Annotated in this window: 20 protein-coding genes and 1 other RNA gene; 4 read left to right on the top strand and 17 right to left on the bottom strand. The window is 65.2% G+C overall.

Annotated features, from left to right (window positions below):
• Positions 1-65: 65 nt before the first annotated feature.
• From murC to rsmH, 10 genes are all read right to left on the bottom strand, one after another.
• Entirely contained in the window at positions 66-1,469 is a 1,404-nt protein-coding gene (gene murC, locus ACV1FX_RS37965; RefSeq protein ID WP_473122635.1) for a UDP-N-acetylmuramate--L-alanine ligase, read from the bottom strand.
• Positions 1,470-1,592: 123 nt separating this feature from the next.
• On the bottom strand, positions 1,593-2,693 hold the full coding sequence (gene murG / locus ACV1FX_RS37960) for an undecaprenyldiphospho-muramoylpentapeptide beta-N-acetylglucosaminyltransferase (protein WP_473122634.1): 1,101 nt from the start codon (positions 2,691-2,693) through the stop codon (positions 1,593-1,595).
• Between the two features lie 200 nt (positions 2,694-2,893).
• Positions 2,894-4,045: a putative lipid II flippase FtsW gene (gene ftsW / locus ACV1FX_RS37955; protein WP_473122633.1), complete on the bottom strand. Its 1,152-nt coding sequence runs from the start codon at positions 4,043-4,045 to the stop codon at positions 2,894-2,896.
• A gap of 240 nt (positions 4,046-4,285) precedes the next feature.
• Complete coding sequence (murD, locus tag ACV1FX_RS37950; protein ID WP_473122632.1) at positions 4,286-5,686, bottom strand: UDP-N-acetylmuramoyl-L-alanine--D-glutamate ligase; 1,401 nt, start codon at positions 5,684-5,686, stop codon at positions 4,286-4,288.
• A 7-nt stretch (positions 5,687-5,693) separates the two neighbouring features.
• The gene (mraY, locus tag ACV1FX_RS37945) at positions 5,694-6,797 is read right to left on the bottom strand and encodes a phospho-N-acetylmuramoyl-pentapeptide-transferase (protein ID WP_473122631.1); all 1,104 of its coding nucleotides are present in this window, start codon (positions 6,795-6,797) and stop codon (positions 5,694-5,696) included.
• Between the two features lie 142 nt (positions 6,798-6,939).
• Entirely contained in the window at positions 6,940-8,319 is a 1,380-nt protein-coding gene (locus ACV1FX_RS37940; RefSeq protein ID WP_473122630.1) for a UDP-N-acetylmuramoyl-tripeptide--D-alanyl-D-alanine ligase, read from the bottom strand.
• On the bottom strand, positions 8,316-9,782 hold the full coding sequence (locus ACV1FX_RS37935; RefSeq protein WP_473122629.1) for a UDP-N-acetylmuramoyl-L-alanyl-D-glutamate--2,6-diaminopimelate ligase: 1,467 nt from the start codon (positions 9,780-9,782) through the stop codon (positions 8,316-8,318). The genes ACV1FX_RS37940 and ACV1FX_RS37935 overlap by 4 nt, the downstream gene beginning before the upstream one ends.
• A gap of 66 nt (positions 9,783-9,848) precedes the next feature.
• Positions 9,849-11,600: a peptidoglycan D,D-transpeptidase FtsI family protein gene (locus ACV1FX_RS37930; RefSeq protein WP_473122628.1), complete on the bottom strand. Its 1,752-nt coding sequence runs from the start codon at positions 11,598-11,600 to the stop codon at positions 9,849-9,851.
• Positions 11,597-11,989 (bottom strand): cell division protein FtsL, encoded by a 393-nt coding sequence (gene ftsL / locus ACV1FX_RS37925; RefSeq protein WP_473122627.1) that lies wholly within the window; start codon positions 11,987-11,989, stop codon positions 11,597-11,599. The genes ACV1FX_RS37930 and ftsL overlap by 4 nt, the downstream gene beginning before the upstream one ends.
• A 3-nt stretch (positions 11,990-11,992) precedes the next feature.
• Complete coding sequence (gene rsmH / locus ACV1FX_RS37920) at positions 11,993-12,982, bottom strand: 16S rRNA (cytosine(1402)-N(4))-methyltransferase RsmH (protein WP_473122626.1); 990 nt, start codon at positions 12,980-12,982, stop codon at positions 11,993-11,995.
• A 517-nt stretch (positions 12,983-13,499) separates the two neighbouring features.
• On the opposite strand from rsmH, the gene ACV1FX_RS37915 reads away from it, so the two are divergent.
• Complete coding sequence (locus ACV1FX_RS37915) at positions 13,500-14,282, top strand: N-acetylmuramoyl-L-alanine amidase (protein WP_473122625.1); 783 nt, start codon at positions 13,500-13,502, stop codon at positions 14,280-14,282.
• A 183-nt stretch (positions 14,283-14,465) separates the two neighbouring features.
• On the opposite strand, the gene ACV1FX_RS37910 is transcribed toward ACV1FX_RS37915, so the two are convergent.
• Positions 14,466-15,698: an RNA polymerase sigma factor gene (locus tag ACV1FX_RS37910; protein ID WP_473122636.1), complete on the bottom strand. Its 1,233-nt coding sequence runs from the start codon at positions 15,696-15,698 to the stop codon at positions 14,466-14,468.
• A complete protein-coding gene (locus tag ACV1FX_RS37905; protein WP_473122624.1) occupies positions 15,698-16,048 on the bottom strand; it encodes a YciI family protein in 351 nt (116 codons plus the stop codon). Before ACV1FX_RS37905 ends, ACV1FX_RS37910 begins: the two co-directional genes overlap by 1 nt.
• Before the next feature lie 149 nt (positions 16,049-16,197).
• On the opposite strand from ACV1FX_RS37905, the gene rnpB reads away from it, so the two are divergent.
• An RNA gene (gene rnpB, locus ACV1FX_RS37900) (RNase P RNA component class A) lies at positions 16,198-16,623 on the top strand.
• A gap of 162 nt (positions 16,624-16,785) precedes the next feature.
• Here rnpB and ACV1FX_RS37895 read toward each other — a convergent pair.
• Positions 16,786-17,514 carry an alpha/beta fold hydrolase gene (locus ACV1FX_RS37895; RefSeq protein ID WP_473122623.1) on the bottom strand — a complete coding sequence of 243 codons (729 nt, stop codon included), beginning with the start codon at positions 17,512-17,514 and terminating at the stop codon, positions 16,786-16,788.
• A gap of 65 nt (positions 17,515-17,579) precedes the next feature.
• A complete protein-coding gene (locus ACV1FX_RS37890) occupies positions 17,580-18,020 on the bottom strand; it encodes a DUF983 domain-containing protein (RefSeq protein ID WP_473122622.1) in 441 nt (146 codons plus the stop codon).
• A 78-nt stretch (positions 18,021-18,098) separates the two neighbouring features.
• Between ACV1FX_RS37890 and ACV1FX_RS37885 the strand changes: the two genes are divergently transcribed.
• Complete coding sequence (locus ACV1FX_RS37885) at positions 18,099-19,475, top strand: aminotransferase-like domain-containing protein (RefSeq protein ID WP_473122621.1); 1,377 nt, start codon at positions 18,099-18,101, stop codon at positions 19,473-19,475.
• 131 nt (positions 19,476-19,606) lie between these two features.
• Positions 19,607-20,350, top strand: a complete 744-nt coding sequence (locus ACV1FX_RS37880; protein WP_473122620.1) for a sulfite exporter TauE/SafE family protein — start codon at positions 19,607-19,609, stop codon at positions 20,348-20,350.
• Here ACV1FX_RS37880 and ACV1FX_RS37875 read toward each other — a convergent pair.
• The 3 genes from ACV1FX_RS37875 to ACV1FX_RS37865 form a co-directional block, all read right to left on the bottom strand.
• Positions 20,347-21,609 (bottom strand): O-antigen ligase family protein, encoded by a 1,263-nt coding sequence (locus ACV1FX_RS37875; protein ID WP_473122619.1) that lies wholly within the window; start codon positions 21,607-21,609, stop codon positions 20,347-20,349. The genes ACV1FX_RS37880 and ACV1FX_RS37875 overlap by 4 nt on opposite strands.
• A gap of 70 nt (positions 21,610-21,679) precedes the next feature.
• Positions 21,680-23,083: an MATE family efflux transporter gene (locus tag ACV1FX_RS37870; RefSeq protein ID WP_473122618.1), complete on the bottom strand. Its 1,404-nt coding sequence runs from the start codon at positions 23,081-23,083 to the stop codon at positions 21,680-21,682.
• 63 nt (positions 23,084-23,146) lie between these two features.
• Entirely contained in the window at positions 23,147-24,946 is a 1,800-nt protein-coding gene (locus ACV1FX_RS37865; RefSeq protein WP_473122617.1) for an ABC transporter ATP-binding protein, read from the bottom strand.
• Positions 24,947-25,225 lie beyond the last annotated feature (279 nt).

Below are 25,225 nucleotides of genomic sequence, written 5' to 3'. Positions count from 1 at the left end.
CCCCCGCAAGGGGGGAGGGAGCGCAGTGTGCCTTGTGGCTGCCTGCGAGTCCTTCTTCAGCATGCTCACCCCAGCGCCTTCAATTCGTCGGGCAGCGCATAGGCCCATTGCGTGATGTTGCCGGCGCCCAGGCACACGACGAGATCGCCTGGCTTCGCCGTACCCTTGACGATGCCGGCAAGATCCGAGGATGCCGGCAGCGGGATCACCTGGCGATGGCCGTGGGCGCGCAGGCCGGCGACGAAATGATCGCGGTCGATGCCTTCGATCGGCGCCTCGCCTGCGGGATAGACCTCGGCGACAACAACCGCATCCGCATCGTTGAAGCAGGTGCAGAATTCCTCGAACAGCGATTGCAGGCGGGTAAAGCGATGCGGCTGCACCACGGCGAGAATCTTGCCGTTGGTGGATTCGCGCGCTGCCTTCAGCACCGCAGCGATCTCGACCGGGTGGTGACCGTAATCGTCGATCACGGTAATGCCGTTCCACTCGCCGGTCTTGGTGAAGCGGCGCTTGACCCCGCCGAAGGTAGCCATCGCCTTGCGGATCGCCTCGTCAGAGACGCCGAGCTCGTGCGCTACCGCGATTGCGGCTGTCGCGTTGGAGGCGTTGTGGCGCCCCGGCATCGGCAGCGTGATATCCGCGATCTCATGTACGGCGCCGCTCTTGCGATCGCGGATCGCCACCTTGAATTTCGATCCGCCACCCATCGGCGTGAGATCGACGAGCCGCGCATCGGCCTGCGGGTTCTCGCCATAGGTGATGATGCGGCGGTCCTCGATCTTGCCGACCAGGCCCTGCACGGTCGGATGATCGATGCACATCACGGCAAAGCCATAGAACGGCAGGTTCTCGACGAAATGCCGGAATGCATCCTGCACCGCTTCGAACGTCTTGAAGTGATCGAGATGCTCAGGGTCGACATTGGTGACGATCGCGACATCCGTCGGCAGCTTCAGGAACGTGCCGTCGCTCTCGTCCGCTTCCACCACCATCCAGTCGCCGGCACCGAGACGTGCATTCGACCCATAGGCGTTGATGATGCCGCCGTTGATCACGGTCGGATCGAGGCCGCCGGCATCGAGCAGCGTTGCGACCATCGTGGTCGTCGTGGTCTTGCCATGCGTGCCGGCAATCGCGACACAGCTCTTCAGCCGCATCAGCTCGGCGAGCATCTCGGCGCGACGCACCACGGGAATGCGGCGCGCACGCGCCTCCATCAGTTCCGGATTGTCACGCTTGATCGCGGAGGACACCACGACGACGTCGGCGCCGTCGACATTCTCGCTCCTGTGGCCGACCGAGACCTTGGCGCCCTTCTTGCGCAGTCGCTCGAGATTGTAATTGTCGGAGGCGTCCGAGCCCTGCACGGTGTAGCCGAGATTGACCAGCACCTCGGCAATGCCGCTCATGCCGATGCCGCCGATCCCGACGAAGTGGATGGGTCCAATCCCGCGCGGCAGTCTCATGCTCTGTTCCCGACCTCGCCGCCTAGCAAAGGCGGCATCTGGCTGATGTCACGGCCAAATCAGCCGCGCGCCTTTCCTACTGGATGCCCCGCTTTAGAAGGCGAAGACAAGGGCTTTTTCACGTCAGATTCCCGCGACTTTGACCACCAGATCGGCCAGCTGCTCGGCGGCATCGAGCCGGCCGGCACGGCGGGCGGCCTCGGCCATGGCGGCAAGCCGCGAGGGCTCGGCGGCGAAAGCGGAGATCTCGGCGGCCAGCCGGTCCGAGGTGAACTCGGTCTGCGGGATGCGCAGGCCGCCATTCACCTGGGCGAGGACGCCGGCATTGGCGAACTGGTCCTGGTCGATCGAGCCTGGCAGCGGCACCAGGATCGAGGGCCGCCCGATCGCCGCGAGCTCGGCGACCGTGCCGGCGCCCGAGCGCGAAACAACGAGGTGATTGGAGGCAAGCCGCGCCGGCAAATCGGTGAAGAACGGCGCGAGCTCGGCATTGATCTTGAGCTTGTCGTAGACCGCGCGCACCCGCGTCATGTCCTCATCGCGGACCTGCTGGGTGAGGATCAGCCGGCTCCAGATCGCAGGCGCGAGCCGTTCGATCGCGCCGGGCACGATGTCGGCCATGATACGCGCGCCCTGGCTGCCGCCAACGACGAGCAGGCGCAGCGGACCGTTCGGCTCCGGCGGCGCGTACTTCACTGCGGCGGCCGCGAGGATCGCCGGACGCATCGGCGTGCCGACCGTCGTGGTCTTCGGCGCCAGCGCAGCATCGCGGTCGAGCACGCCCGGCAAGGACGTCGCGATCGCGCGGACATAGCGCGCCAGGAAGCGATTGGCGCGGCCGAGCACGGCATTGGCATCGTGGATGATGCCGGGCACGCCGGCGAGCTTTGCGGCGATCAACGGCGGCAGCGTCGGATAGCCGCCGAAGCCGACGACCGCGACCGGCTTCAATCGGCGCATCAGGCTGAAGGCGGACAGCGTGCCGGCGGCGAGCGTGAAGCCGGCATGAGCGAGCTGCAGCGGGTTGCGGCCGCGCGCGGTCTCGCTGGCGACGACGTCGATCATGTCCTTGCTGAACAGCCCGCTGTAGCGGAGCGCACGCGCGTCGGTGACGAGACGCACGCGAAATCCACGCCGGATCAATTCGACGCCGAGCGCCTCGGCCGGGAACAGATGACCGCCGGTGCCGCCCGCGGCGAGAAGAATCAGGGGAGAAGTGTCCATGGCTGAGGATTTTACAGACAGTCAGCCGTCATTGCGAGCCAGACCACGTCACGGTGTTCGTGCCCCGGGCGCAGCGCAGCGCGCCCCTGGCGATGCGAAGCATCGTCCAGTTAGGCGTGGTGTGCTGCTGAACCGGGGCCCATCGTTGCCACATTCTGGGTCCCGGATCTGCGCTTCGCTTGTCCGGGACACGAGAGTCTTCACGCGTAGCTGCGCATCGCCTCGGCCTGGCCGATCGACTCGACCTCGGTGCGTGGACGCAGCCGTGTCAACGCCAGCATCATGCCGACGCCGTAGGCGAGCGTCACGATCGAGGAGCCACCATAGGAGATGAACGGCAGCGTCATACCCTTTGCCGGGATGAGCTGGAGATTGACCGACATGTTGATGGCGGCCTGCACGCCGAACAGGATAGCAAGGCCGGAGGCTGCGAAGCGCGAGAACATGTCCTCATTGGCATAGGCGCGCGACAGCGTGCGGATGACGATGAAGGCGAACAGCGCCAGCATCGCAAGGCACAGGATGATACCGAACTCTTCGGCCGCGACCGCAAACACGAAGTCGGTGTGGCTGTCCGGAAGACTGCGCTTGGCGATGCCCTCGCCCGGCCCGAGGCCGAACCAGCCACCGTTGTAGAAGGCTTCCATCGCAGTATCGACCTGGAAGGTATCGCCGGAAGCCGGATTCATGAAGCGCTTGATGCGACCTGCAACGTGCGGGACGAAGAGATAGGCGGTGAACAGGCCGACGCCTGCCGCGCCCGCAAGCCCGAACACCCAGATCATCCGCATGCCGGCGATGAAGAACAGCGCGCCCCAGACCATCAGGATCAGCATGGTCTGACCGAAATCGGGCTCCATGATGAGGAGCGAGACCAGCATCAACAGCAGCACCAGCGCCATCGAGGTCGCAGGCATCTCCGGACGCTTGGTCGATTCCGCGAACAGCCAGGCGGCGATGACGACGAAGGACGGTTTTGCGGCCTCGGAGGCCTGGATGTTGACGCCGAGCAACGTGATCCAGCGCCGCGAACCCTTCACTTCCGGACCGACGGCGAGGGTCACCACGATCAGGATGATGCTGATCGCGAAGATGATCAACGCGCTGCGCCGGATCGCGCGCGGCGACAGGAACGATACGCCGATCAGGACGATGAAGGACGGCACCAGAAACATCACGTGCCGGCTGAAGAAGTGGAAGGGATCGAGCCCGATGCGGGTCGCGACCGGCGGGCTCGCCGCCAGCGACAGGATGACTCCTGTCAGCATCAGCGCCAGGATCACGCCGAGGAGCGGCTTGTCGACGGTCCACCACCATTCGGAAAAGGGGGTGCGTTCTTCACGGGAGAGCATGGGCGGCCGACCTTCGGACAGAGATCAGCCCATTGGTCGCCGAGGTTGGTTTACGGGGGGTTAATGAATTGCGGATGATTGGAGATGATCTCGGCCGCCACCACAAAATACACTGTCATGCCCCGGCTTGACCGGGGCATCCAGTACGCCGCAGCCGCTCGGCTCAAGCACCGCCTCTGGAATACTGGGTCGCCCGGTCAAGCCGGGCGACGACAGCGGAGAGCGAGGCACGCGTGTGCCCTACACCACCGGTTTCACGCCCGGCAGCGCCTGGACCAGATCGCGAAACTTCGCGCCGCGGATCTCGAAATTGCGGTACTGGTCGAAGGAGGCGCAGGCGGGTGAGAGCAGCACGACGGCCTCGCCAAGGCCTGATGCCTCCGCATCGCGCGCGGCGTGCTCCACCGCAACATCGAGTGTCTGGCTGATTTCGTGGGCGACTTGCGTGCCCAGCGTGCCGGAAAATTCCTGCGCGGCCTCGCCGATCAGATAGGCTTTTCGGATGCGCGGGAAAAAGCCGGTCAAGCTGGTGATGCCGCCCATCTTCGGCTTGCCGCCGGCGATCCAGAAGATGTCGGCAAAGGACGACAGCGCATGCGCGGCAGCGTCCGCGTTGGTGCCCTTGGAGTCGTTGACGAACAGCACGTTGCCGCGGCGGCCGACCTGCTCCATGCGATGCGCCAGGCCGGGAAAGCTGCGCAGGCCGTTCTGAAGCACGTCGAGGCTGATGCCCATCGCGAGCGCGGCGGCGGATGCGCAGGCCGCATTCTGCGCATTGTGCAGGCCGCGCAGCGAACCGATGCCGCCGAGCTTTGCGACTTCGCTGCGAGCACCGCCCGAGGCGCGGACGATCGCGCCGCGCTCGACATAGATGCCGGTCGCGAGCGGATTCCTGACGGAGATGCGCACCACGTTCTTGCCGGAGCGATCGAGCCGGTCGGCGATGTCGCGGCACCAGCCGTCGTCGACGCCGACGATCGAGGTGCCGCCTGCCTGCACGCCGGCGACGAGACGCTCCTTCACTTCGGCGTAGTGCTGGATGGTGCCGTGGCGGTCGATATGGTCCTCGCTGACATTGAGCAGAATGCCGACGGAGGGATCGAGCGAGGGCGTGAGATCGATCTGGTAGGAGGACATCTCGACGACATGGACGCGGCCCATGCGCGGCGGCTCCAGCGACAGGATCGCGGTACCGATGTTGCCGCCCATCTGGCTGTCGTAGCCGGCAACCTTGGTGAGATGCGCGATCAACGCAGTCGTCGTCGACTTGCCGTTGGTGCCGGTGATGGCGACGAAGGGTGCATTCGGCGCGTGGCGACGCCGTTCACGACAGAACAACTCGATGTCGCCGATCACCTCGACGCCGGACTCGCGCGCCCTCAAGACGCTCCAGTGCGGCGCAGGGTGCGTCAGCGGCACGCCGGGCGCGAGCACCAGCGCAGAGAAATTCGCCCATGATACGGTGCGCAGATCGGCGGTGATGAAACCTTCCTGCGCGGCCCTGGCGAGATTGTCCGCACTGTCGTCGCCGGCAATCACCTCGGCACCGCCGGCTTTCAGGGCGTGACAGGAGGCGAGCCCCGAGCCACCGAGGCCGAAGACCGCGACCGTCTTGCCGGCAAAGGACGTGACCGGGATCATCGATCGATCACCGCAGCTTCAGCGTGGAAAGGCCGGCGAGCGCCAGCATCACCGAGATGATCCAGAAGCGGATCACGATCTGCGGTTCGGTCCAGCCGAGTTGCTCGAAATGGTGATGGATCGGCGCCATCCTGAAGATGCGTTTTCCCGTCAGCTTGAACGACACCACCTGCACGATCACCGAGACCGCCTCCAGCACGAACAAGCCGCCGATCACGGCGAGCACGATCTCGTGCTTCACCGCAACGGCGATCGAGCCGAGCATGCCGCCGAGCGCCAGCGAGCCGGTGTCGCCCATGAAGATCGAGGCCGGCGGCGCGTTGAACCAGAGGAAACCGAGGCCGGCTCCCAGCAGCGCGCCGCAGAGCACGGCGAGTTCGCCGGTGCCCGCGACATATTTGATCTGGAGGTAGTCGGCGAACACTGCGTTACCGGCGAGATAGGCGATCATGGCAAAGCTCGCGGTCGCGATCATCACCGGCACGATGGCGAGGCCATCGAGGCCGTCGGTGAGGTTCACCGCATTGCCTGCGCCGACGATGACGAAGGCGCCGAAGATCACGAAGAACCAGCCGAAATGCAGCACGACGTCCTTGAAGAAGGGAATCGCCAGCGCGGTGGACGAGGGATCGCGGTTGAGCCGCACCAGCGCGTAACAGGCGACCAGCGCGATGATCGCCTCGATCAGCAAGCGAAGCTTGCCGCCGAACCCGCTCGTCGTCTGCTTCGTCACCTTGAGGTAATCGTCGTAGAAGCCGACGAAGCCGAACCCCAGCGTCACTGCGAGCACGATCCAGACATAGGGATTGAGCGGGTTGGCCCACAGCACCGTGCCGACCGTGAGGCCCGACAGGATCATCAGCCCGCCCATGGTGGGCGTGCCTTTCTTGCTGAGATGCGATTGTGGGCCATCGGCGCGGATCGGCTGACCCTTGCCCTGGCGGATGCGCAAGTGATCGATGATCCACGGCCCGAACAGGAAGACGAACAGCGCACCGGTAACGACAGCGCCGCCGGTACGGAACGTGATGTAGCGGAAGACGTTCAGCAAGGTGCGAAACGCACCAAGACTCGGAAACGTGTTGGAGAGCTCGATCAGCCAATAAAACATTCAGACAGTCCTATACCGCCTCGTCACGTGCGGCCTTGCCGAAAGCGCTTTTGGCGTATTCGCCGGCTTCCATGGTGTGGTCGGACGACCCTCAAAAATCGGACGGCCGGTGTTGTGGGATCAGACACGGCGCTTAACCAGTTTACGCCTTTGCCTGCAAGGCGGCCACTAGCCCCGGCACAAACTTGTTGACCCAGAACATCTTCTTGCTGCCCTTGACAACCACGACATCGCCTGCCTTCAGCAGATCCGCGACCTCCCGCGGAGCCAGCGTGGCGGGGTCGTCATGCCAGCCAAGGCCCTTGGCCGCCGGCAGCTTCTCATAGAGATGATGCATCAAGGGACCGACGCAGTAGACCCCGTCGATGCCGTCGAGATGTCTTGCAAGATTCACGTGATAGGACGGCGCGTCAGTTCCCAGCTCGAGCATGTCGCCGATCACGGCGATGCGGCGGCCAGTCGTCATGTGGCGCGCCTTGAGGCTTTCCAGGGCCGCCGCCATGCTGGCCGGGTTGCCGTTGAAGCTGTCGTCGATCACGATGACGCCGCCGACGGCCTGCTCGACGCCGCGGCCGGTCATGATGCCGACCCTATCGAGCCTTGCCGCTAGCGCGGCCGCGTCGAGATTTGCCGCGTCGATTGACGCGAGCGCGGCCAGCGCGTTGTGGACGCGATGCGGCGCGCCGGGCGTGAGATTGAAATCGATCTCCTTGCCGCCGACCTGCGCGCTCACCTGCCAGCTTTCGCCCTGCGGGGTGTGGCCGAGTTCGCGGACATCGGTGCCGTCGCCGAAGCGGATGACCTTGCCGTTCCATTCGGGGGCGGCGATATCGGCGGGCAGTACCAGCACGCCGTCGCCGGACAGGCCGAGCGCGATCGAGACCTTCTCGCGCCGGATCGCTTCGAGCGAGCCGAGCTTTTCCAGATGCACCGGCTGCACGTTGACGACCAGCGCCACCGTCGGCCGCGTCAGCTCGCTCAGCCGCGCGATCTCGCCGGTCTGGTTCATGCCCATCTCGACGACCCATAGGCTCGCATCTGGTCTGGCATTGCACAGCGTCAGCGGCACGCCCCAGAAATTGTTGAAGCTGGACGGGTTCGCATAGGCGTTCGGATAGGCCGCGAGATATTCCTTGGTGCTGGTCTTGCCGGCACTGCCCGTGAGCCCGATCACCGGTCCCGCAAAGCGCGCGCGGGCAGCACGCGCGAGGCCCCAGAGGCCGTCGATCAACGTGTCCTTGACGACGAGCTGCGGGACGCGGATGCCTGCGATCTCGTGCGGCACGATCATTGCGACCGCGCCGGAAGCTTCCGCCTTGTCGGCAAACTCCCAGCCATCGCGTGCGCTGGCAAAGGCCGAGACGAAGCCGCCGCTCGGCGTGCCGCTCAGCGCAACGAACAGGCTGCCGGGCTTCACCAGCCGGCTGTCCTGGGTGACGAAGTCGATGGCCGTCTCGGGGAACGATCCCGCGATGCCCAACGCTCGCGCCACCTCGGCAACCGTCCACAATGGCGCGCTCATGAAACCCTCGTCGCTAATGCGGCAGCAACCGCTTCGTGATCGCTGAACGGCAGCACCTCGCTGCCGATGATCTGCCCGGTCTCGTGGCCCTTGCCGGCGATCAGCAGCGCATCGCCCGGCTCGAGCTCGTCGATCGCAGCGCGGATCGCCGCTGCGCGATCACCGATCTCCTTCGCGCCCTTTGCAGCGCCGAGGATCGCGGCGCGAATGGTTTCCGGCTTCTCGCTGCGCGGATTGTCGTCGGTGATGATGACGCCATCGGCGTTCTCAGCCGCGATCGCCCCCATGATCGGCCGCTTGCCGGCATCGCGATCGCCACCGGCGCCGAACACGACGATCAGCTTGCGCCTGGCATAGGGCCGCAGCGCCTGGAGCGCCTTCACCAGTGCGTCCGGCTTGTGTGCATAGTCGACGAAGATCGGCGCGCCATTGCGCTCGCCGACAAGCTCGAGCCGACCTTTTGCGCCTTCGAGATGCTCGAGGCTCGCAAACACGCCTCCCGCATCGCTGCCGGTGCCGATCGCAAGACCCGCGGAGACCAGCGCGTTCTCGACCTGGAACGCGCCGACCAGCGGCAGCCGGACCGAATACGTCTGGCCGCGATGCTCGATCGCGAGCGCTTGCGAAAAGCCGTCGACCTTGGCTTCGACGAGGCGGATGCCCTCGCCTGCCCCGTCGCCGTTACGGCCGACCGCCATCACGCGCAGGCCGCGCGACCTCGCGGCCTCGATCGCCTCGGTCGAGCAATCATGATCGGCGGAGATCACGGCCGCGCCGCCCGGCGGCACCAGGTCGCGGAACAACCGCAGCTTGGCGGCAAGATAATGCGCGACGGTCGGATGATAATCCATGTGGTCGCGCGAGAGATTGGTGAAGCCGCCGGCCGCGACGCGCACGCCGTCGAGGCGGTATTGATCGAGGCCATGCGAGGACGCTTCGAACGCAAGATGCGTGACGCCATCGCGCGCGATCTCATCGAGCTGCCGGTGCAGCGCGATCGGATCGGGCGTCGTCAGCGAGCCGTACACGGTGCGCTTCGGCGAGACCAGACCGATGGTGCCGATGCTGGCGGATACGTGCCCCAGCCGCTCCCAGATCTGCCGCGTGAACGCCGCGACCGAGGTCTTGCCGCTGGTGCCGGTCACCGCCGCGATCGTCGCGGGCTGCGCGGGAAAGAATCTTGCAGCAGCCAGGGCCAGCGCGCGGCGCGGATTGGAGACGGCGATGACCGGCACTTTGCAGCCGCGCGGCGCGTGGTCGCCGACGACGGCCGCCGCACCCGCGGCAACCGCAGCATCGATGAACCGCGCGCCATCGGTCTTGCTGCCGGCGAGCGCGAAAAAGAGATCGCCTGATTTGACCGTACGGCTGTCGAGCGCAAGCCCCGTCACATCGAGCGCAGCGGGCTCGATTGCGGCATCATTGCCCAGAGAGTCCTGACCTAGGAGGTCGCGCAGTTTCATGGCGTTCCAGTCGAAATGCCAAGCCGGATCCAGGGGAAACCCGACTCGGGGCGGCCCGGTTACGGCTTACTGGGTTGTCCTGGATGCTGCAAGAATAAGGCGGTCGGACGGCGGCAGGTCAAAACGGGGCTCGATGCCAAGGAGAGGCGCGATCCGACTAATGACATTGCCGGCGGTCGGCACGGCGTTCCAGCCGGACGTGATGAAGCCGTAGGTTTCTTTCAACGGCTGCGGCTCGTCGAGCATGATCAGGAGCTGGTAACGCGGCTTGTCCGCCGGCAGGATCGCGGTGAAGGCGGTGAGCACCCGCTTCTTTGCGTAGCGGCCATTGACGACCTTCTCCGCCGTGCCGGTCTTGCCGCCGATGTAATAACCGGGAACATTAGCCCTCTTGGCGGTGCCGATCTCTGCGTTCAGCCGCATCAGGAAGCGCATCTTGTCCGAGGTCTCGGGCTTTATCACGCGCTTTGCGAGCGCCCTCGCCTCCTCTTCCGAGCGCTTCAAGAAGGTCGGCGGAATCAGCAGGCCACCGTTCGCCAGCGCACTCACCCCCATCACCGCCTGCAGCGGCGCCACCGCCATGCCATGGCCGAACGAAATGGTGATGGTGTTCAGCTCGCCCCAACGCCGCGGCACGATCGGCGATGCGCTCTCCGGTAGTTCGGTGCGCAACCGCTCGAGCTGCCCCATCTTGCGCAGGAACGCCTTGTGCGCCTCGACGCCCTGCGACAGCGCGATCCGCGCGGCGCCGACGTTGGAGGAGAAGGTGAACACTTCCTTCATGCTGAGGAAGCGGCCTTTCGGCTCATCGTCATGGATCGCGAACTTGCCGTAGTGCAGCGGCCCACGCGCATCCCACATCGAGTCGAGACCGTACTTGCCGGTATCGAGCGCCATCGCAAGCGTGAACGCCTTGAAGGTCGAGCCCATCTCGTAAACGCCGGTGGTCAGGCGGTTGATGCGGTCAGGGTCGTGCGCTTCCTTCGGATTGTTCGGATCGAAATCCGGCACCGAAACCATCGCCACGATCTCGCCGGTGTTGACGTTGGTGACGAGGCCGGAGGCCGCCTTGGCGTGGAATTTTTCCTTGGCCTTCAAGAGCTCGTCACGCAGCGCGTGCTCGACGCGCAAATCGACCGACAACTCGATCGGCTTCTGCAGCCGGTCCGTCGCAAAGCCGGCGCGGTGAAGATCGGCAAGCCCGTTATTGTCGAGCCACTTCTCCATCCCGGCGATGCCCTGGTTGTCGATGTTGACGAGACCGATGAGGTGGGCGACCTCGTTGCCGGTCGGATAGACGCGCTTGTTTTCGCGCAGGAATCCGATGCCGGGAATGCCGAGCTTGTGGATTTCCTGCTGCTGCTTCGGCGTGATCTCGCGCTTCAGCCAGACGAAACCCTTGCGCGAGGACAGCCGCTCGCGCACCTCGGCCTCATCGAGGTCGGGCACGGTGGCGGTGAGCAGCTCGATGGCCTCATCCTTGTCGATGATGCGGCGCGGTTCGCCGAACAGGCTCGGCGCCTTGACGTCGGTGGCAAGGATCTCGCCGTTGCGATCGACGATGTCGGGCCGCGCGGTCGCAACCACGTCCTGCGCGCCGCCGCGGCGGGCGCTGTGGGCGTCGGCACCGATGGCGAACATCACGAGCCGGCCGCCGATGAGCACATAGACGGCCGAAAACGCCAGCATTGCAAGACCGACACGCGCACGCGCCTTCGCCGCGCGATCGACGTTGCGCCCGTAGAGCAGACTGCGGATCAGCCGCTGGCGCCAAGGTTCTGCAGGCTTTGCGGGTTTGCCCGGAGCGGCAGCGCTCATTGCTTGTCCTCGGGCTCTCGCACCGAACCCGTGACCGTGTCGGCGTCGGTCGCAGCTTCGATGGTGTTGATCATGGCGCCGATCGGATCGGGCTCGCCGGGTTTGACCAGCCGCGCCGGACGATCGGGCAGGTTCTTCAGCGAGTCATATTGCGTGCCATTGACCGGCTTGAGCGGCAGATGGCGCTCGGAAAGTCCTTGCAGCCGCAGCGGCGCATCGAGCTTGGCCCATTCGGAGCGCAATGCGGCGATGGCATCGCGCTGCTCGCGGATGTCGGCATGCAGCCGCAGCACCCGCTCGGTGCGAGCGGTGGACTCCATCTTGATCCGATAGACATAGGCCGCAGCGAAGATCAGCGCGCCGATGACGAGGAGGTGAATGATGCGCATGCGCTAGCCACCCCTCATGACGTCGGAAAGGCTCGGCCAGGACGATGACTCGCCCTCTGCATGCGCTGCAGCCACGGTCCGCTCGGCGGCGCGCAGCTTGGCGGAACGCGCGCGCGGATTATGCGCGACCTCCGCCTCATCAGCGACGACCGGGCGCCGTGTCAGAAGCTGGAAGCTCGGCGGTACCTGTGCGACCGCGGGCAGATGCCGCGAACCGCCGCCGGTCTTGGCGCGTTCGCTGAGGAAATTCTTGACGATGCGGTCTTCCAGCGAATGGAAGGATACCACGACCAGACGCCCGCCGGGCTTCAGCACGCGTTCGGCAGCCGCGAGAGCCGTCTCCAATTCTTCGAGCTCTTCATTGACGAAGATGCGCAAGCCCTGGAACGTTCGCGTCGCCGGATGGATGTCGCCGGGCTTCGATCGCACGACTTTTGCGACGAGATCGGCGAGCGCGCGCGTGGTGGCGATCGGCGCTTCCTCACGCGCCGCAACGATGGCGCGTGCGACCTTGCGCGAATGCCGCTCCTCGCCGAAGAGATAGATGATGTCGGCGAGATCGCTCTCGGATGCCTTTGCGACCACATCCGCGGCCGTCGGCCCGGCCTGCCCCATCCGCATGTCGAGGGGACCGTCGAGCCGGAACGAGAAGCCGCGGCCGGCCTGATCCAGCTGCATCGAGGAGACGCCGACATCCATGACGACGCCGTCGACGGCGTCGAGGCCTTGCGCGGCGCAGACCTCGGCGAGATTCGAGAAGCGGTCTTCGACAAGCGTCAGGCGCCCGCCGGAACGGTCGACCAGATCAAATCCGCCGGCGATCGCCGTGCGATCGCGATCGATGCCGATGACACGGGTTCCCGGCACATCCAGGATGGCGCGGCTGTAACCGCCGCCACCGAAGGTCGCATCGACATAGACGCCGCCTTCGCGCGGCGCGAGATGCTCGATCGCCTCGCGGCCGAGTACGGGAATGTGGGCAGCCGAACTCATGCACCCGGCTCGCAGGCGGTGCGGGCGAGAACGATGGTTAACGCGTCCATCGCCTCTCGAATTGTTCCGCTTCGCGGCGGTTCCACGGCTCAACCCCTGTACGGCGCGCTCGCCCAGCCTGGCGGTCCCAGGCTGTAGACCCTGTTTTCCGCATGGAATTTGTCGGGCAGCCATGGGATTTCGAACAAAAAACGCATTGGCCGCCTCCAGACGCGGGACGGCTCTTCATCTCTCAGTAACGGCCCTTAGCGTTAAGAAACGGTTGATGGTTCGATTACAAGTCAAAAAGGTAAAATCCGTGGTGATGCGTCATCCACACACATCAGACAAAATGCGCCCGTTAACCGAAGCGGGCGATTGCGCGGCGGCAAGCGTAAAGGAATAGTAAAGTGAAGGGCTTGAAGCGCCCGCCGCTCCCGTCCGATTGAGCCCTATAATGTCGTCCGGTTCGTCCGCGTCCCAAGGATCTGATTCGAAGCGTCAACGCGTGCTCCCGGTCCCCAAGGCCGCCGCGAGCATGCGGACGTTCGACCCCGATTCCTCCACCGTCTCCGACATCATCCCTTCACCGAACTATGGCGAGCGCAACAAGGACCGCCAGCCGGACATGATCCTGCTGCACTACACTGGCATGCCCGATGTCGAGGGCGCGCTGGCGCGGCTGTGCACGGCGGGCACCGAGGTCTCGGCTCACTATGTCGTGCTTGAGGACGGCCGCATCGTGCAATGCGTGCCGGAGAGCAAGCGCGCCTGGCACGCCGGCGTCTCCTCATGGGCGGGCGAGGACGACGTCAACTCCTGCTCGATCGGCATCGAGATCGTCAATCGCGGTCACGACTGGGGCTATCCGGAGTTCCCACTGCGCCAGATCGCCGCCGTGATAGCGCTCTGCCGCGGCATCATGCTCCGCCGCAAGGTGGCGCCGCACCGGGTGCTCGGCCATTCCGACGTCGCCCCCGCGCGCAAGAAGGACCCTGGCGAGAAATTCCCGTGGCACTCGCTGGCCAATTCCGGCGTCGGTCACTGGGTGACGCCGGCGCCGATCGTGCGCGGCGAAAGCCTGATGCTCGGCACCATCAGCGATGAGGTGCTGAGCCTGCAGCAGGCGCTCGCCAAATATGGCTATGGCGTCCCGCTCACCGGCAAATACGATGCGACGACGATGGAGGTCGTCACCGCCTTCCAGCGCCATTTCCGCCCGGCGCGGCTCGATGGCGTCGCCGACCACTCGACACTGTCGACACTGCGGGCGCTGCTCGCGAGCTTGCCGCAGGAGGGAACGACGATCGCGTCGAAGTGACGGCGATGGTCGAGCGGCTCAGTCTCGTGTCCCGGACGCACGACAACGCGCTTGCGTTGGCGCGCAGAGCCGGGACCCAGTGGCGACGCGGTCCGCTGCGGTGAGATGGGCCCCGGCTCTGCAGCGCACCGCCAAAGGGGCGTTGCGCTGCGTCCGGGGCACGAAGGCGGAATTCGAGGCGGTTTAATCCAGCTCCCTCATCCTTCTCGCATACAGCCTCCGCAGCGGCTCGAGCTGCGTCGCCGCGGTCGCCGCGACATATGCCTCGCGCGCCTCGTCCTTCCGGCCAAGCCGTCGCAGCAAGTCGGCGCGCACCGCGGGCAGCAGCTCATAACCGTCGAGCCCGCCGCGCGCCGCGATCGCGTCGACGAGATCGAGCGCGCGTGCGGGGCCGTCGACCATGGACACGGCCGCAGCATGATTGAGCTCGATCACCGGCGACGGGTTGATCCGGAGCAGCACTTCGTAGAGTCCGGCGATCTGCGGCCAGTCGGTCTCCTCATAGCTCGGCGCACGCGCATGGAGCGCAGCAATCGCCGCCTGCACGGCGTAGGGCTGCGGTCGGCCGGGCACGCGCAGCGCATCGTCGACCAGACGCAAACCTTGCTCGATCTGCGCGCGGTCCCACAGCATACGGTCCTGCTCTTCCAGCAGAACGATGTCGCCGGCGGACGTCTCGCGCCCGGCGCGGCGCGCATCGTGCAGCAGCATCAGGGACAATAGTCCCTTGATCTCGCCGCGGCCCGGGATCAAGCGATCGAGCAGCCGGCCAAGCCGGATCGCCTCGATCGCAAGATCAGGCCGCATCAGGTCTGCGCCTGACGTCGCGACATAGCCTTCGGTGAAGACGAGATAGATGACGGCAAGCACGCCACGCAGCCGCGGCTCCAGCGCATCGCGCTCCGGCACTTCGTAGGGAATGCCGGCGAGCCTGATCTTCTGCTTGGCACGGACGAGACGCTGCCCCATCGCCTCCTCGCTGACCAGGAAGGCGCGCGCCACCTGCGCGGTGGTGAGTCCGCAGACCGTGCGCAGCGTCAGCGCGACCTGGACCTCGGGCGCGAAGGCAGGATGGCAGCAGGTGAAGATCAGCCGCAGCATATCGTCGTCGAGCATCGTCGCCGGCTCGTCGGGCGCTTGCGCGTTGAGCGCGAGCTCTTGCACGAGCGCCTGCTGCTTACCGCGAAACACGACCTGTCGACGAATGCGGTCGATCGCCCTGTTGCGCCCGACATTGACGAGCCAGGCGCGCGGATTGTCGGGAATCTCGAGCGTCGACCACCGCTCCAGCGCCACCGCAAAGGCGTCCTGGAGCGCATCTTCGGCGAGATCGAAATCACCGACGAGGCGGATCAGCGTGGCCAGCGCCCGCCCCGCCTCGTCGCGAAAGACCTTGTCGATGTCTGTGGACGAGATCACTTGTAGATCATGATCGGACGAACCTCGATCGATCCGTACCTGGCACCGGGAATCCGCGCGGCCAGTGCGATCGCGGCGTCGAGGTCCTTGGCTTCGACCAGATAGTAGCCGCCGAGCTGTTCGCGTGTCTCCGCGAAGGGACCATCGGTCGTCAGGGTCTTGCCGTCGCGCACACGCACGGTGGTCGCGGTCGTCGTCGGCTGCAGCCCGTCGCCGGCCTTGAAATGGCCGCTCTGGATGATCGATTGCGTGTAGACGCCATACTCCGCCGACATCTCCCGCCGGTCCTCGGCCGTCATCTTGCCCAGGTCAGCTTCGTTCCGATAGATCAGCAGCAAATACTGCATTGCTCACTCCTGTTGCTCGGCTTGATTGCCGACATCCAGTCGAACGGGGCGGACACCAAACGACATCTTCAGGATAAATTATTTTCGACCCCGCATGGGCGCCGATATCGCCTTGACGAAACCGTCATAAATGCCCATTGCGTAGGCCGTCAGTCGGCCGGACGGCCGCCCCTGCAAGTGTCGAAAGGCCGCCGGGGAGGAAAGTCCGGGCTCCCTTGACATGCGGTGCCGGATAACGTCCGGCGGGGGCGACCCCAGGGAAAGTGCCACAGAGAACGAACCGCTTCCCGCCCGAAAGGGCGGGTGAGCAAGGGTGAAAAGGTGCGGTAAGAGCGCACCGCGGTTCCGGCAACGGAGCCGGCATGGCAAACCCCACCGGGAGCAAAACCGAATAGGGACGGCTTAAGCGGGCTGTTCGCCTTGAGCGATAACGCCGCGGGGCGATGTCAGGCCCGCCGTCCGGGTAGGTTGCTCGAGGCAATGTGCAAACATTGTCCCAGAGGAATGGCCGTCACGTATCGCCTGCGCAAGCAGGCGGTGCCCTACAGAACCCGGCTTACAGGCCGGCTGATGTTCTAAAGCGTTTTCGAGCGAAATGGTTTTCCGGTTCGCGAAGAAAACGCGTCTTACTAAGGAAGCGACGAGGGGTTCGATGCTGACGCATCGGACCCCTCACCATCTTAGAGGTTGTTATTCCGGGGCGTGCGTAGCACGAACCCGGAATGACGGCGTATGTGTTACGCTACGATTCTCACCAACACCGCCATCAGGGCCTCCGGCGCCGTCACATTCGGCGCGTGGCTGGCGTCGAGCTCGAAATAGCGCCAGCCGGCCTCGCTCTTCGCGCGCCTGGCGAATGGCCCGAACGGATCACCCGGCGGAATGCGCGTGCAGTAGATGTAGCTGCGCGGCATCGTCGGCTCGCCGTGTTCGAGCTTCAGCTTGGTCTCGAAACATTTGACCGGCATGTTGACACGACGCGCGTTGAGCCAGTCGAGATCGGCTTGCGGTGTATCCGACGGCGGCGGGTTGGGCGGGATGCGGTAGCCGTCACCTGCGGCGGCAGCTTTGCACATCGGCTCGCGCCCCTGCTCGTTGAGATCGAACAGGGACTGGCCGTCGCGCGGTACGAAAGCATCGAGATAGATCAGTTGCGTCACGCGATCGCGGGCGCGATCGGCAACGCCGGTCGGGACCATGCCGCCATAGCTGTGGCCAAGCAGCACGATGTCGCCGAGGTCCTCGAACCTGACGACGTTGAGGATGTCCTGGATATGCGTCTCGAGGTCGATCGAAGGGTTGGCAAGATGCGACCGGTCGCCGAGGCCGGTATAGGTCGGCGCTACCAGGCGATGGCCCGCCTGCGCCACCAGCGGATGCATTTTCTTCCAGGACCACCCGCCGGACCACGCGCCATGACAGAGCAGGAAGGTTTTGGGCGAGCGCGCGATCATCGGCATTTCCATCGTTTCTTGTTCGATGCGATGGAGTGTAGCGGCTGACCGCGCGATGTAAACGTCGCGACGCGCGCTCAGGCAGCGCGCGCTGAGGGTTTGGCCTTGACGAGCACCGGCGCGAGCTCTCCGGCTTCGCGCTGCTGCTTGGCCTCCTCGAAGCCGTGCATGCCAACCTGCCATTGCAGTCCGACGATGGCGCCCTTGGTCGGCTGCAACAAAGCGAGCGAAGCAAACAGCGTCACCGGCAGCCAAACCGCCAATTGCAGCCAGACGGGCGGTGCATAAGCCGTCTCGATCGCGAGGATCGCCGGCACCACGAGATGGCCGACCACGACGATGACGAGATAGGCCGGGAAATCATCGGCGCGGTGGTGAAAGAGTTCCTCGCCGCAGACATTGCAACTGTCGGCCACTTTCAGGAAGCGCTTGAACACATGGCCTTCGCCGCAATGCGGACACCTGCCGCAAAACCCGCGCCACATCGCCTTCGTCAGAGAGATTGAACCGGTCGCCATGACCACACCTCTTCCTTTCCAACGTTCCATACAATAATATCTTGTATCCATACATCCAAAGGAAACAGCCAGATTTGCATGGATTGGATCCCTACAATCGCCGAGCTCAGTGGCCCGCGCTATCAGCGCATCGTCGACGCCATGGAGGCCGACATCGCCGCAGGAAGGCTGGTACGAGGCCAGCAATTGCCGACGCAGCGCGCGCTGGCGAAAGCGCTTGGCATCGATCTCACCACGGTGACGCGCGCCTATACCGAGGCACGGCGGCGCGGAATCCTAGAAGCACGGGTCGGACAGGGCACGTTCGTGTCGGAGACCAGCGCGCGCCGCGCGGTCGACCTGCCAAACCCCGTCACGATCGATCTGTCGATGAACGTGCCGCCGCATCCGCTGGAGGCGCAGCTCGATGAACGCATCCTTGCCGGCCTCGAGGCGATCCGCCAGCAATCCGGTCTAACCGCATTTCTCAACTATCAGCCGCCCGGCGGCAGCGCGCACGAACTCGATGTCGCCGCGAAGTGGATGCGCACGCGCGTTCCCCATGTCCGCTCCGACCGGCTCGTGATCTTTCCCGGCACGCAGGCGATCTTGTTCAACCTTGTCGCCTATCTCGCGACGCCCGGTGATGTCGTGCTAACCGAAGCGCTCACCTTCCCAGGCATCAAGGCTGTCGCAGCACGGCTTGGCATCAGACTGGCCGGCATTGCGATGGATGAAGGCGGCATCCTTCCTGACGCATTGGCCAAAGCGTGCCGGGAGAACAAGCCGAAGGCCGTCTATCTCATTCCGACGCTGCACAATCCCACGACAGCGACGCTCTCGGCCGAGCGGCGGAGCGCGATCGCAAAAATCCTCCGCGACGCCGACACGACGCTGATCGAGGACGATGCCTATGGCCTGCTGGATCGCTCGGCTTCGCCGATTGCCAATCTCATTCCGGAGCGGACTTATCTTGCGACTACGCTGTCCAAGTGCATCGCGCCGGCGCTGCGCGTGGCCTATCTGGTGACGCCCGACGCCGCCGCGCAGCAACAGATGCGCAGCTATCTTCAGGCGGCCGTTCAGATGCCCGCGCCGCTGATGGTCGCGCTCGTCACCCATTGGCTCGAGACCAGTGTCGCCGACCGCATCATCACCGCGATTCGCAACGAGGCGATCGGCCGTCAGCAGCTCGCCCAGCGCGCGCTGAAAGGCTTTCAGTTCATCGCCAAGCCTGCCGCGCATCATCTCTGGCTGCGGCTGCCGGAGGGGCGCAGCCGTGCCGAGATATCAGCGCAACTACTGCAAAACGGGCTTGCGGTCATCGCCAGCGACGCCTTCGTGGTCGGCGATCATCCGCCGCATGCGGCGCGACTGTCGCTCGGCGCGGCCCGCAATCGCGCCGAGCTCGGTCAGGCATTGCAGATTCTCCTCAGTGCGCTGCACAGGCCGGTCGACGCCCGGCAGATCGTCTAAAGCACAATGAGATCCGGATGAATCGTCATCGCGCTTTAGGTTTTTGTTTCACATGATCTTTCCGGAAAACCGCTACGCACTTTTCCGGATCATGCTTTAGTACACCGCAGACAACAACAAGGACACGAGTGGTGGGTACGCTTAACTACGCGCTGTTGCTTTTCGGCGCACTGGCCGGCGGCTTCGTCTCCGGGCTGGCCGGCTTCGGCACGGCGCTGATGGCGCTCGGCATCTGGCTTTACTTGCTGCCGCCATCGCTCGCCGTGCCGCTGGTGCTGATCTGCTCGGTGGTCGCGCAAGCCTCGACGCTGCCCTCGATGTGGAAGAGCTTTGATCTCTCGCTGGTCTGGCCGTTCCTGATCGGCGGGCTGGCCGGCGTGCCGCTCGGCACCATGATGGTCGCCCAGGCCGACCCAAAAGTGTTCAAGCTCAGCATCGGCGTGTTGCTGCTGATCTTTCCGACAGCGCTCTATCTCAACAAGCGGCCGCTCTCCTTCAAGTTCGGCGGCAGGATCGCCGATGGCGCGATCGGTTTTGCCGGCGGCATCCTGGGCGGCCTTGCCGGACTATCGGGGCCACTGCCGATCCTCTGGGCCAATATCCGCGGCTGGAACAAGCATGAGCGGCGCGGCATCTTCCAGCTCTTCAATTTCACGGTGCTGGCTGCCGCGCTCGCACTGCAGACGGCGTCGGGCCTGGTCGCGACGCAACTGGTCTGGCTCGCGCTGATTGCGTTTCCGGGTACGCTGGTCGGCGCCTGGTGCGGCGCCCGCGTCTATCACGCGCTCAGCGACCAGCATTTTGGCGACGTCGTGCTCGCGCTGCTGTTCCTGTCGGGTGTCGGCCTGGTCTGGAACAGTTTTGGCACACCCTAGTTCTGGGTTCTCTTCGCCAGCGCCATGCCACCGGCGACGCCGACGCCCAGGACGTAGAGCCAGCCCTCGCTGAAGTCGAACAGATGCGAGTTGAACAGCGAGGACAGGATATTTTGCAGCACGACCAGTAGCCCGATCCAGCTCGCAAGTCCCCCGCCTCGAAACAGGAGGAGATGTGCAAGCCACATCGCGTAGAGCACGATGACGCCGAGCGCGCCCCATTGCACCGCGACGTTGAGGGTCTGGTTGTGGGGATCGCCGACGATCTGCGCGCGCATGCCACTCTCGCCCATTGCGGCGCGCTCGAACAGCCCGCGGGTCGCGCCGGTGCCGTGACCGAACAGCGGCGCATCGGCGACGAAGTGCAGTGACTTCCGCCAGAACTCCAGCCGCGAGCCCATGCCGCTGACTTCGCCCTCGACGGTGGTGCGCTCATAGTCGCCGCTGAACTTGCCGACCGTGGTGCGCAGATGCGGCGAAATGCTCCACAGCAGGATACCCGTCAACAACATGGCCCCGACTGCAATAGTCGCCGCGCGCCATCGCAGATGCAGCAGCGCGAACACCGCAATCAGGACCGGCAGCGTGACCAGCGCGGTGCGCGAGACCACCACGAACATCATGTTGGCGAGGAAGCCGATCGCAAGCAGCGCGAGCAACGCCGCACTACGCTTTCGACCGGCGCGAAGCTGCGCCACGACCGGATAGGCCAGCGCGAGCGCACAGAGCGCGAATTCCTGGCTCTGGTCGATATAATTGCGCACCGCGATCCCGCTCTCGACCTTGTAGGGTCCGCGCGACAGATAGAGTTTGAGCGACAGGCCGGGCTCGATCGCGACGGCAAACGACGTCAGCAGCAACAGCGTGCAGGAGGCGAGGAATGCCGCGAACACCCAATTGCCATGAGGCCAGCGCTCGAACTGGTAGATCAGGAGCGGCAGCGCCAAAAACTTCGCCGATGGCGCGACCGCACGCAGCCGCTCCGGCCAGGATGCATCCGACCACAGCGTACCGGCGAGAGCGAGCGCGAACAGCGCGATCGGCAGCAGGCAGATCGGACGCAGCAGCGAGCGCGGAAATTCCCGGAGGTCGATGAACGCGAAGGCAATCAGCCAGGCCGGGAGCGCGAAGATCACGCCGGTCGTCGTCCACGGCAACAGCAGCGCGATCAGCGCGACGAAACGGGCCGGCGTCCGGTAGCGCGCGGTCCAGATCGCCGCGAGCCGCGACGCCACCCGCTCGTTCCATGTTTCGATCATGCCGCCCCCTTGCCTTCCCACGGCCGGTGCAAACTAGCCGGAGCCGTGGGCCGGGGACAAGCGCATGAGCCTATTCCGCCGCCGCGCGCGCAGTCGATTCGTCCGGCTCGGCTGCAACTCGCACTGCGACGACCTCGCGCGGCGCCAGACGTCTGCCGAACTCGCGGCGAAGCAGCCACACACTGAGAGCGGCCTGGAGCGTGGTCGCCGCGATCGACACGTACCACACATGCTCGATCCGGAAACCGGGCCGCGTCGAGAGCCAGACGGCAGGCAGCGCATAGGTAAGCACGCGCGACACCGAGCTGAACAGCACCGGCTTGGTATTGCCGAGACCCTGGAACATGCTCGAGCAGGTGAAGATCAAGCCCTGCGACACAAGGTTCAGGGAGATCATGTGGAGGAACAGCGAGGCGACCGCCATGGTCTGCCGATCGCTGGAGAAGCCGGCGAGCAGGAGCTGCGGCTTCCACTGCGCCAGGATCATGAAGGCGATCATCACGGTCGTGGCAATCAACGCCGCCTTCAGGAAAGTCTCCCGCACGCGTCCGCTGTTGCCGGCGCCGAAATTCTGGCCGGCGATCGGGCCTGCCGCAAGCGCGACGGCGAGCGCGGGCATCTGGATCAGACCCAGCACCCGCGTCCCGATGCCGAACCCGGCCTGCGCCGCCGCGCCGAAATCGCGCAGCACGTAGTAGACCACGGCCATGTAGATGAAGATCATCGCGAACTCGCCGCCGGCCGGCAGGCCGACATTGAGGATACGCTTCCAATGATGCAGCCTGGGGCGCCATTGCGAGGGATCGAAACCGACGTAGCGCTCCAGCTTGCGGAAATACGCGAGCAGCATCACGACGCCGATGACGACGCCGATCGTGCTTGCCAGACCCGCACCGGCAACGCCGAACGCATGGCCAGTACCCCAGCCGGCGATCAGCACCGGTGCCAGCGCGATATTGATGACCACCGCGACCGCCTGCACCAGCATGGGGGGCCGCACGATGCCGGTGGCCCGCAGCGCAGACGCCATCACCTGGATGGCGAATTGCAGCGCCAACGCCGGCATGAACCACAGGAGATAGGTGGAGCCCGCTTCGATCGTGGCTGCGTCTGCAGCAATCCCGCGCATGTAGGGACGCGCCAGCAGGGCTCCGGCGACGAGCGTCAGCAGGCCGAACAGCAACGCAAGTGCGATCGACTGGTTGAAGATCAGGTTCGCGTCGTCCCGGTCCTTGCGTCCCACGGCATGCGCGATCAGCGAAACCGTGCCGACGCCGAGCACCTGCATCAGCGCATTGACGAGGAAGCCGGCATTGCCGGCCGCGGCCACGCCGGCGATGGCGGCCTCGCCCAGCCCCGAGACGAAATAGAGATCGACGAGCTGGCAGATCATGATCGTGATCATGCCGACCACGATCGGAGGGGCCATGGTCAGGATGTGGCTTACGATGGAGCCGTGTGTCAGATCTTTCATGTCGTTCTCATTTCCGGCGGCGCAGCCATCGGACAGGCGTCCGTCGGCTACGCCGCCACTTCCTCACCCCACCGCCGCACTCGGTCCGAACTCGATCACCTGACGCTCGAACAGGCCGCGATAGAGCCCGCCTGGCCGCGCCGTCAGCGCCTTGTGGGTGCCCTGCTCGACGATCTCGCCGCGGTCGAACACCAGGATGCGATCGAGGCTGCGCACCGTGGACAGGCGATGCGCGATCACGATCGAGGTGCGGCCCTTCATCAACCGCTCCATCGCCTGCTGGATCAGCGCCTCCGACTCTGAGTCCAGGCTGGAGGTCGCCTCGTCCAGGATCAGCACCGGCGCATCCGCCAGGAACGCGCGCGCCAGCGCGACGCGCTGCCGCTCGCCGCCCGACAGCTTGACGCCGCGCTCGCCGACCAGCGTGCCGTAGCCTTTGGGCAGGCGCAGGATGAAGTCGTGCGCATTGGCGAGGCGCGCCGCCTGCTCGATCGCCTCCAGGCTGGCGCCGGGCCGGCCGTAGGCGATGTTCTCGGCGAGCGAACGGTGGAACAGGATCGGCTCCTGCTGCACGATCGCGATCTGGCTGCGCAGCGATTGCTGCGTGGCTTTCGCAATATCCTGCCCATCGATCAGCACGCGGCCATCGCTGACGTCATAGAGCCGCTGCACGAGCTTGACGAAGGTCGTCTTGCCGGAGCCCGAGCGGCCGACGAGACCGACCCGTTCGCCGGCGCGGATGTCGATCGACAGACCGTCATACAGCGGCGCGCGATGGCCGCCATAGTGGAAGGTCACGTCGTCGAACACGATGCGGCCGCCCTCGATCAGGATCGGCGTCGCATCGGACGCATCGGCAATGCCGATCGGCTCGTCATGGATCGCAACCAGCTCCTCCATGTCGTTGACCGAGCGCTGCAGGTTGTTGATGTGCATGCCGACGTCACGCAAATAGGCGTGGATGACGTAGTAGCTCGTCAGCACATAGGTGACGTCACCCGGCGAGGCGCGCCCCGCCATCCAGAGCAGCACCGAACCGCCGATCACCGAGGCGCGCAAGGCCAGCAGCAGCGAGAGCTGCGCCAGCGCCGTGTAGTTGTAGCGCAGCCAGGTCCGCCGCACGCGCACGCGCCAGCGCCCGATGACGCGCGCAAGCCTCGCATCCTCGCGCGCCTCAGCGCCGAACGACTTGACCACCGCATTGCAGGTCAGCGCATCCGCCAGCGTTCCGCCGACCTTGGTGTCCCAGGCATTGGAGACGCGCGCAGCCGGCGCGATGTAGCGCGTGGAGAACAGCGCCGTCATCGTCACATAGACCAGCGCGCCGAGCGCGATCACCGCACCAAGCGACGCCCAGTGCGCACCCAGCAGGATCATCGAGCCGATGAGCACGCTGAGCGAGGGCAACAACGCCAGCAGGATGGTGTCGTTGAGGAGGTCGAGCGCCCACATGCCGCGGGTGATCTTGCGCACCGTCGAGCCGGCGAACGAGTTGGCGTGCCAGTCGGTCGAGAAGCGCTGCACGCGCAGGAAGGCGTCCTGCGCGATGTCAGACATCAGCTTCAGCGTGAACGGCACGATCACTTGCAGGCCGGCCAGCCGCAGCACCATCGACGTGAAGCCGAGCGCCACGATCGCGCCGAACGCGACCAGCGCCGCGTGGCGCGCGGCCGGATCGTTGGGACCGTGCGTCAGGGCGTCGACGAGACGTCCCGAGAACACCGGCATGAAGAGATCGGCGGCCGTCGCGCCCAGCAGGCCGCAAGCAACCGCCAGTGCCCGCCCCGGCTGCTTCAGCCAGTGGCGAAACACGAAGGGCAGCACCACGCGTATCGCCGCGGGCTTTTTTGACAGTGAAGTCATAGCGTTATCCGGCTGCGCTTCCCGCGCAGTCCGGCTCCATCGATGAACGCATGATGGCCACCAAGGCCGAAAATGGTGTCGTTAGTTCAGATTGTCGCTTGGGAGTTGGAGCGGCCGGGGAAACAGGCCCGGTCGAAGCTGGCGAAAACGGTCTCTAGAGGACCGAACACATACCGAGCTTGAAAAATTTAGACATCGAGCGCGGGCGTACGATCTGCGAGTGCGTGGAAATCATGCAAATCCCTCCCCGGTTCGAGCAATGAGGCAGGTTTTATAGAT

The sequence above is a fragment of the Bradyrhizobium ingae genome (genome assembly GCF_055791185.1).
This window is presented reverse-complemented; position numbering and strand designations above follow the sequence as displayed.

Bases quoted from the DNA above. Each gene is read 5' to 3' on its own strand.
- ftsW (WP_473122633.1), bottom strand. From the start codon at position 4,045: ATGCTCTCCCGTGAAGAACGCACCCCCTTTTCCGAATGGTGGTGGACC.
- ACV1FX_RS37865 (WP_473122617.1), bottom strand. From the start codon at position 24,946: ATGACTTCACTGTCAAAAAAGCCCGCGGCGATACGCGTGGTGCTGCCC.
- ACV1FX_RS37875 (WP_473122619.1), bottom strand. From the start codon at position 21,609: ATGATCGAAACATGGAACGAGCGGGTGGCGTCGCGGCTCGCGGCGATC.
- ACV1FX_RS37890 (WP_473122622.1), bottom strand. From the start codon at position 18,020: ATGGCGACCGGTTCAATCTCTCTGACGAAGGCGATGTGGCGCGGGTTT.
- murC (WP_473122635.1), bottom strand. From the start codon at position 1,469: ATGAGACTGCCGCGCGGGATTGGACCCATCCACTTCGTCGGGATCGGC.
- murD (WP_473122632.1), bottom strand. From the start codon at position 5,686: ATGATCCCGGTCACGTCCTTTGCCGGCAAGACGGTCGCGGTCTTCGGC.
- ACV1FX_RS37940 (WP_473122630.1), bottom strand. From the start codon at position 8,319: ATGAGCGCGCCATTGTGGACGGTTGCCGAGGTGGCGCGAGCGTTGGGC.
- ACV1FX_RS37935 (WP_473122629.1), bottom strand. From the start codon at position 9,782: ATGAAACTGCGCGACCTCCTAGGTCAGGACTCTCTGGGCAATGATGCC.
- ACV1FX_RS37915 (WP_473122625.1), top strand. From the start codon at position 13,500: ATGCGGACGTTCGACCCCGATTCCTCCACCGTCTCCGACATCATCCCT.
- ACV1FX_RS37895 (WP_473122623.1), bottom strand. From the start codon at position 17,514: ATGGAAATGCCGATGATCGCGCGCTCGCCCAAAACCTTCCTGCTCTGT.
- ACV1FX_RS37930 (WP_473122628.1), bottom strand. From the start codon at position 11,600: ATGAGCGCTGCCGCTCCGGGCAAACCCGCAAAGCCTGCAGAACCTTGG.
- ACV1FX_RS37885 (WP_473122621.1), top strand. From the start codon at position 18,099: ATGGATTGGATCCCTACAATCGCCGAGCTCAGTGGCCCGCGCTATCAG.
- mraY (WP_473122631.1), bottom strand. From the start codon at position 6,797: ATGTTTTATTGGCTGATCGAGCTCTCCAACACGTTTCCGAGTCTTGGT.
- ftsL (WP_473122627.1), bottom strand. From the start codon at position 11,989: ATGCGCATCATTCACCTCCTCGTCATCGGCGCGCTGATCTTCGCTGCG.
- rsmH (WP_473122626.1), bottom strand. From the start codon at position 12,982: ATGAGTTCGGCTGCCCACATTCCCGTACTCGGCCGCGAGGCGATCGAG.
- ACV1FX_RS37905 (WP_473122624.1), bottom strand. From the start codon at position 16,048: ATGCAGTATTTGCTGCTGATCTATCGGAACGAAGCTGACCTGGGCAAG.
- murG (WP_473122634.1), bottom strand. From the start codon at position 2,693: ATGGACACTTCTCCCCTGATTCTTCTCGCCGCGGGCGGCACCGGCGGT.
- ACV1FX_RS37870 (WP_473122618.1), bottom strand. From the start codon at position 23,083: ATGAAAGATCTGACACACGGCTCCATCGTAAGCCACATCCTGACCATG.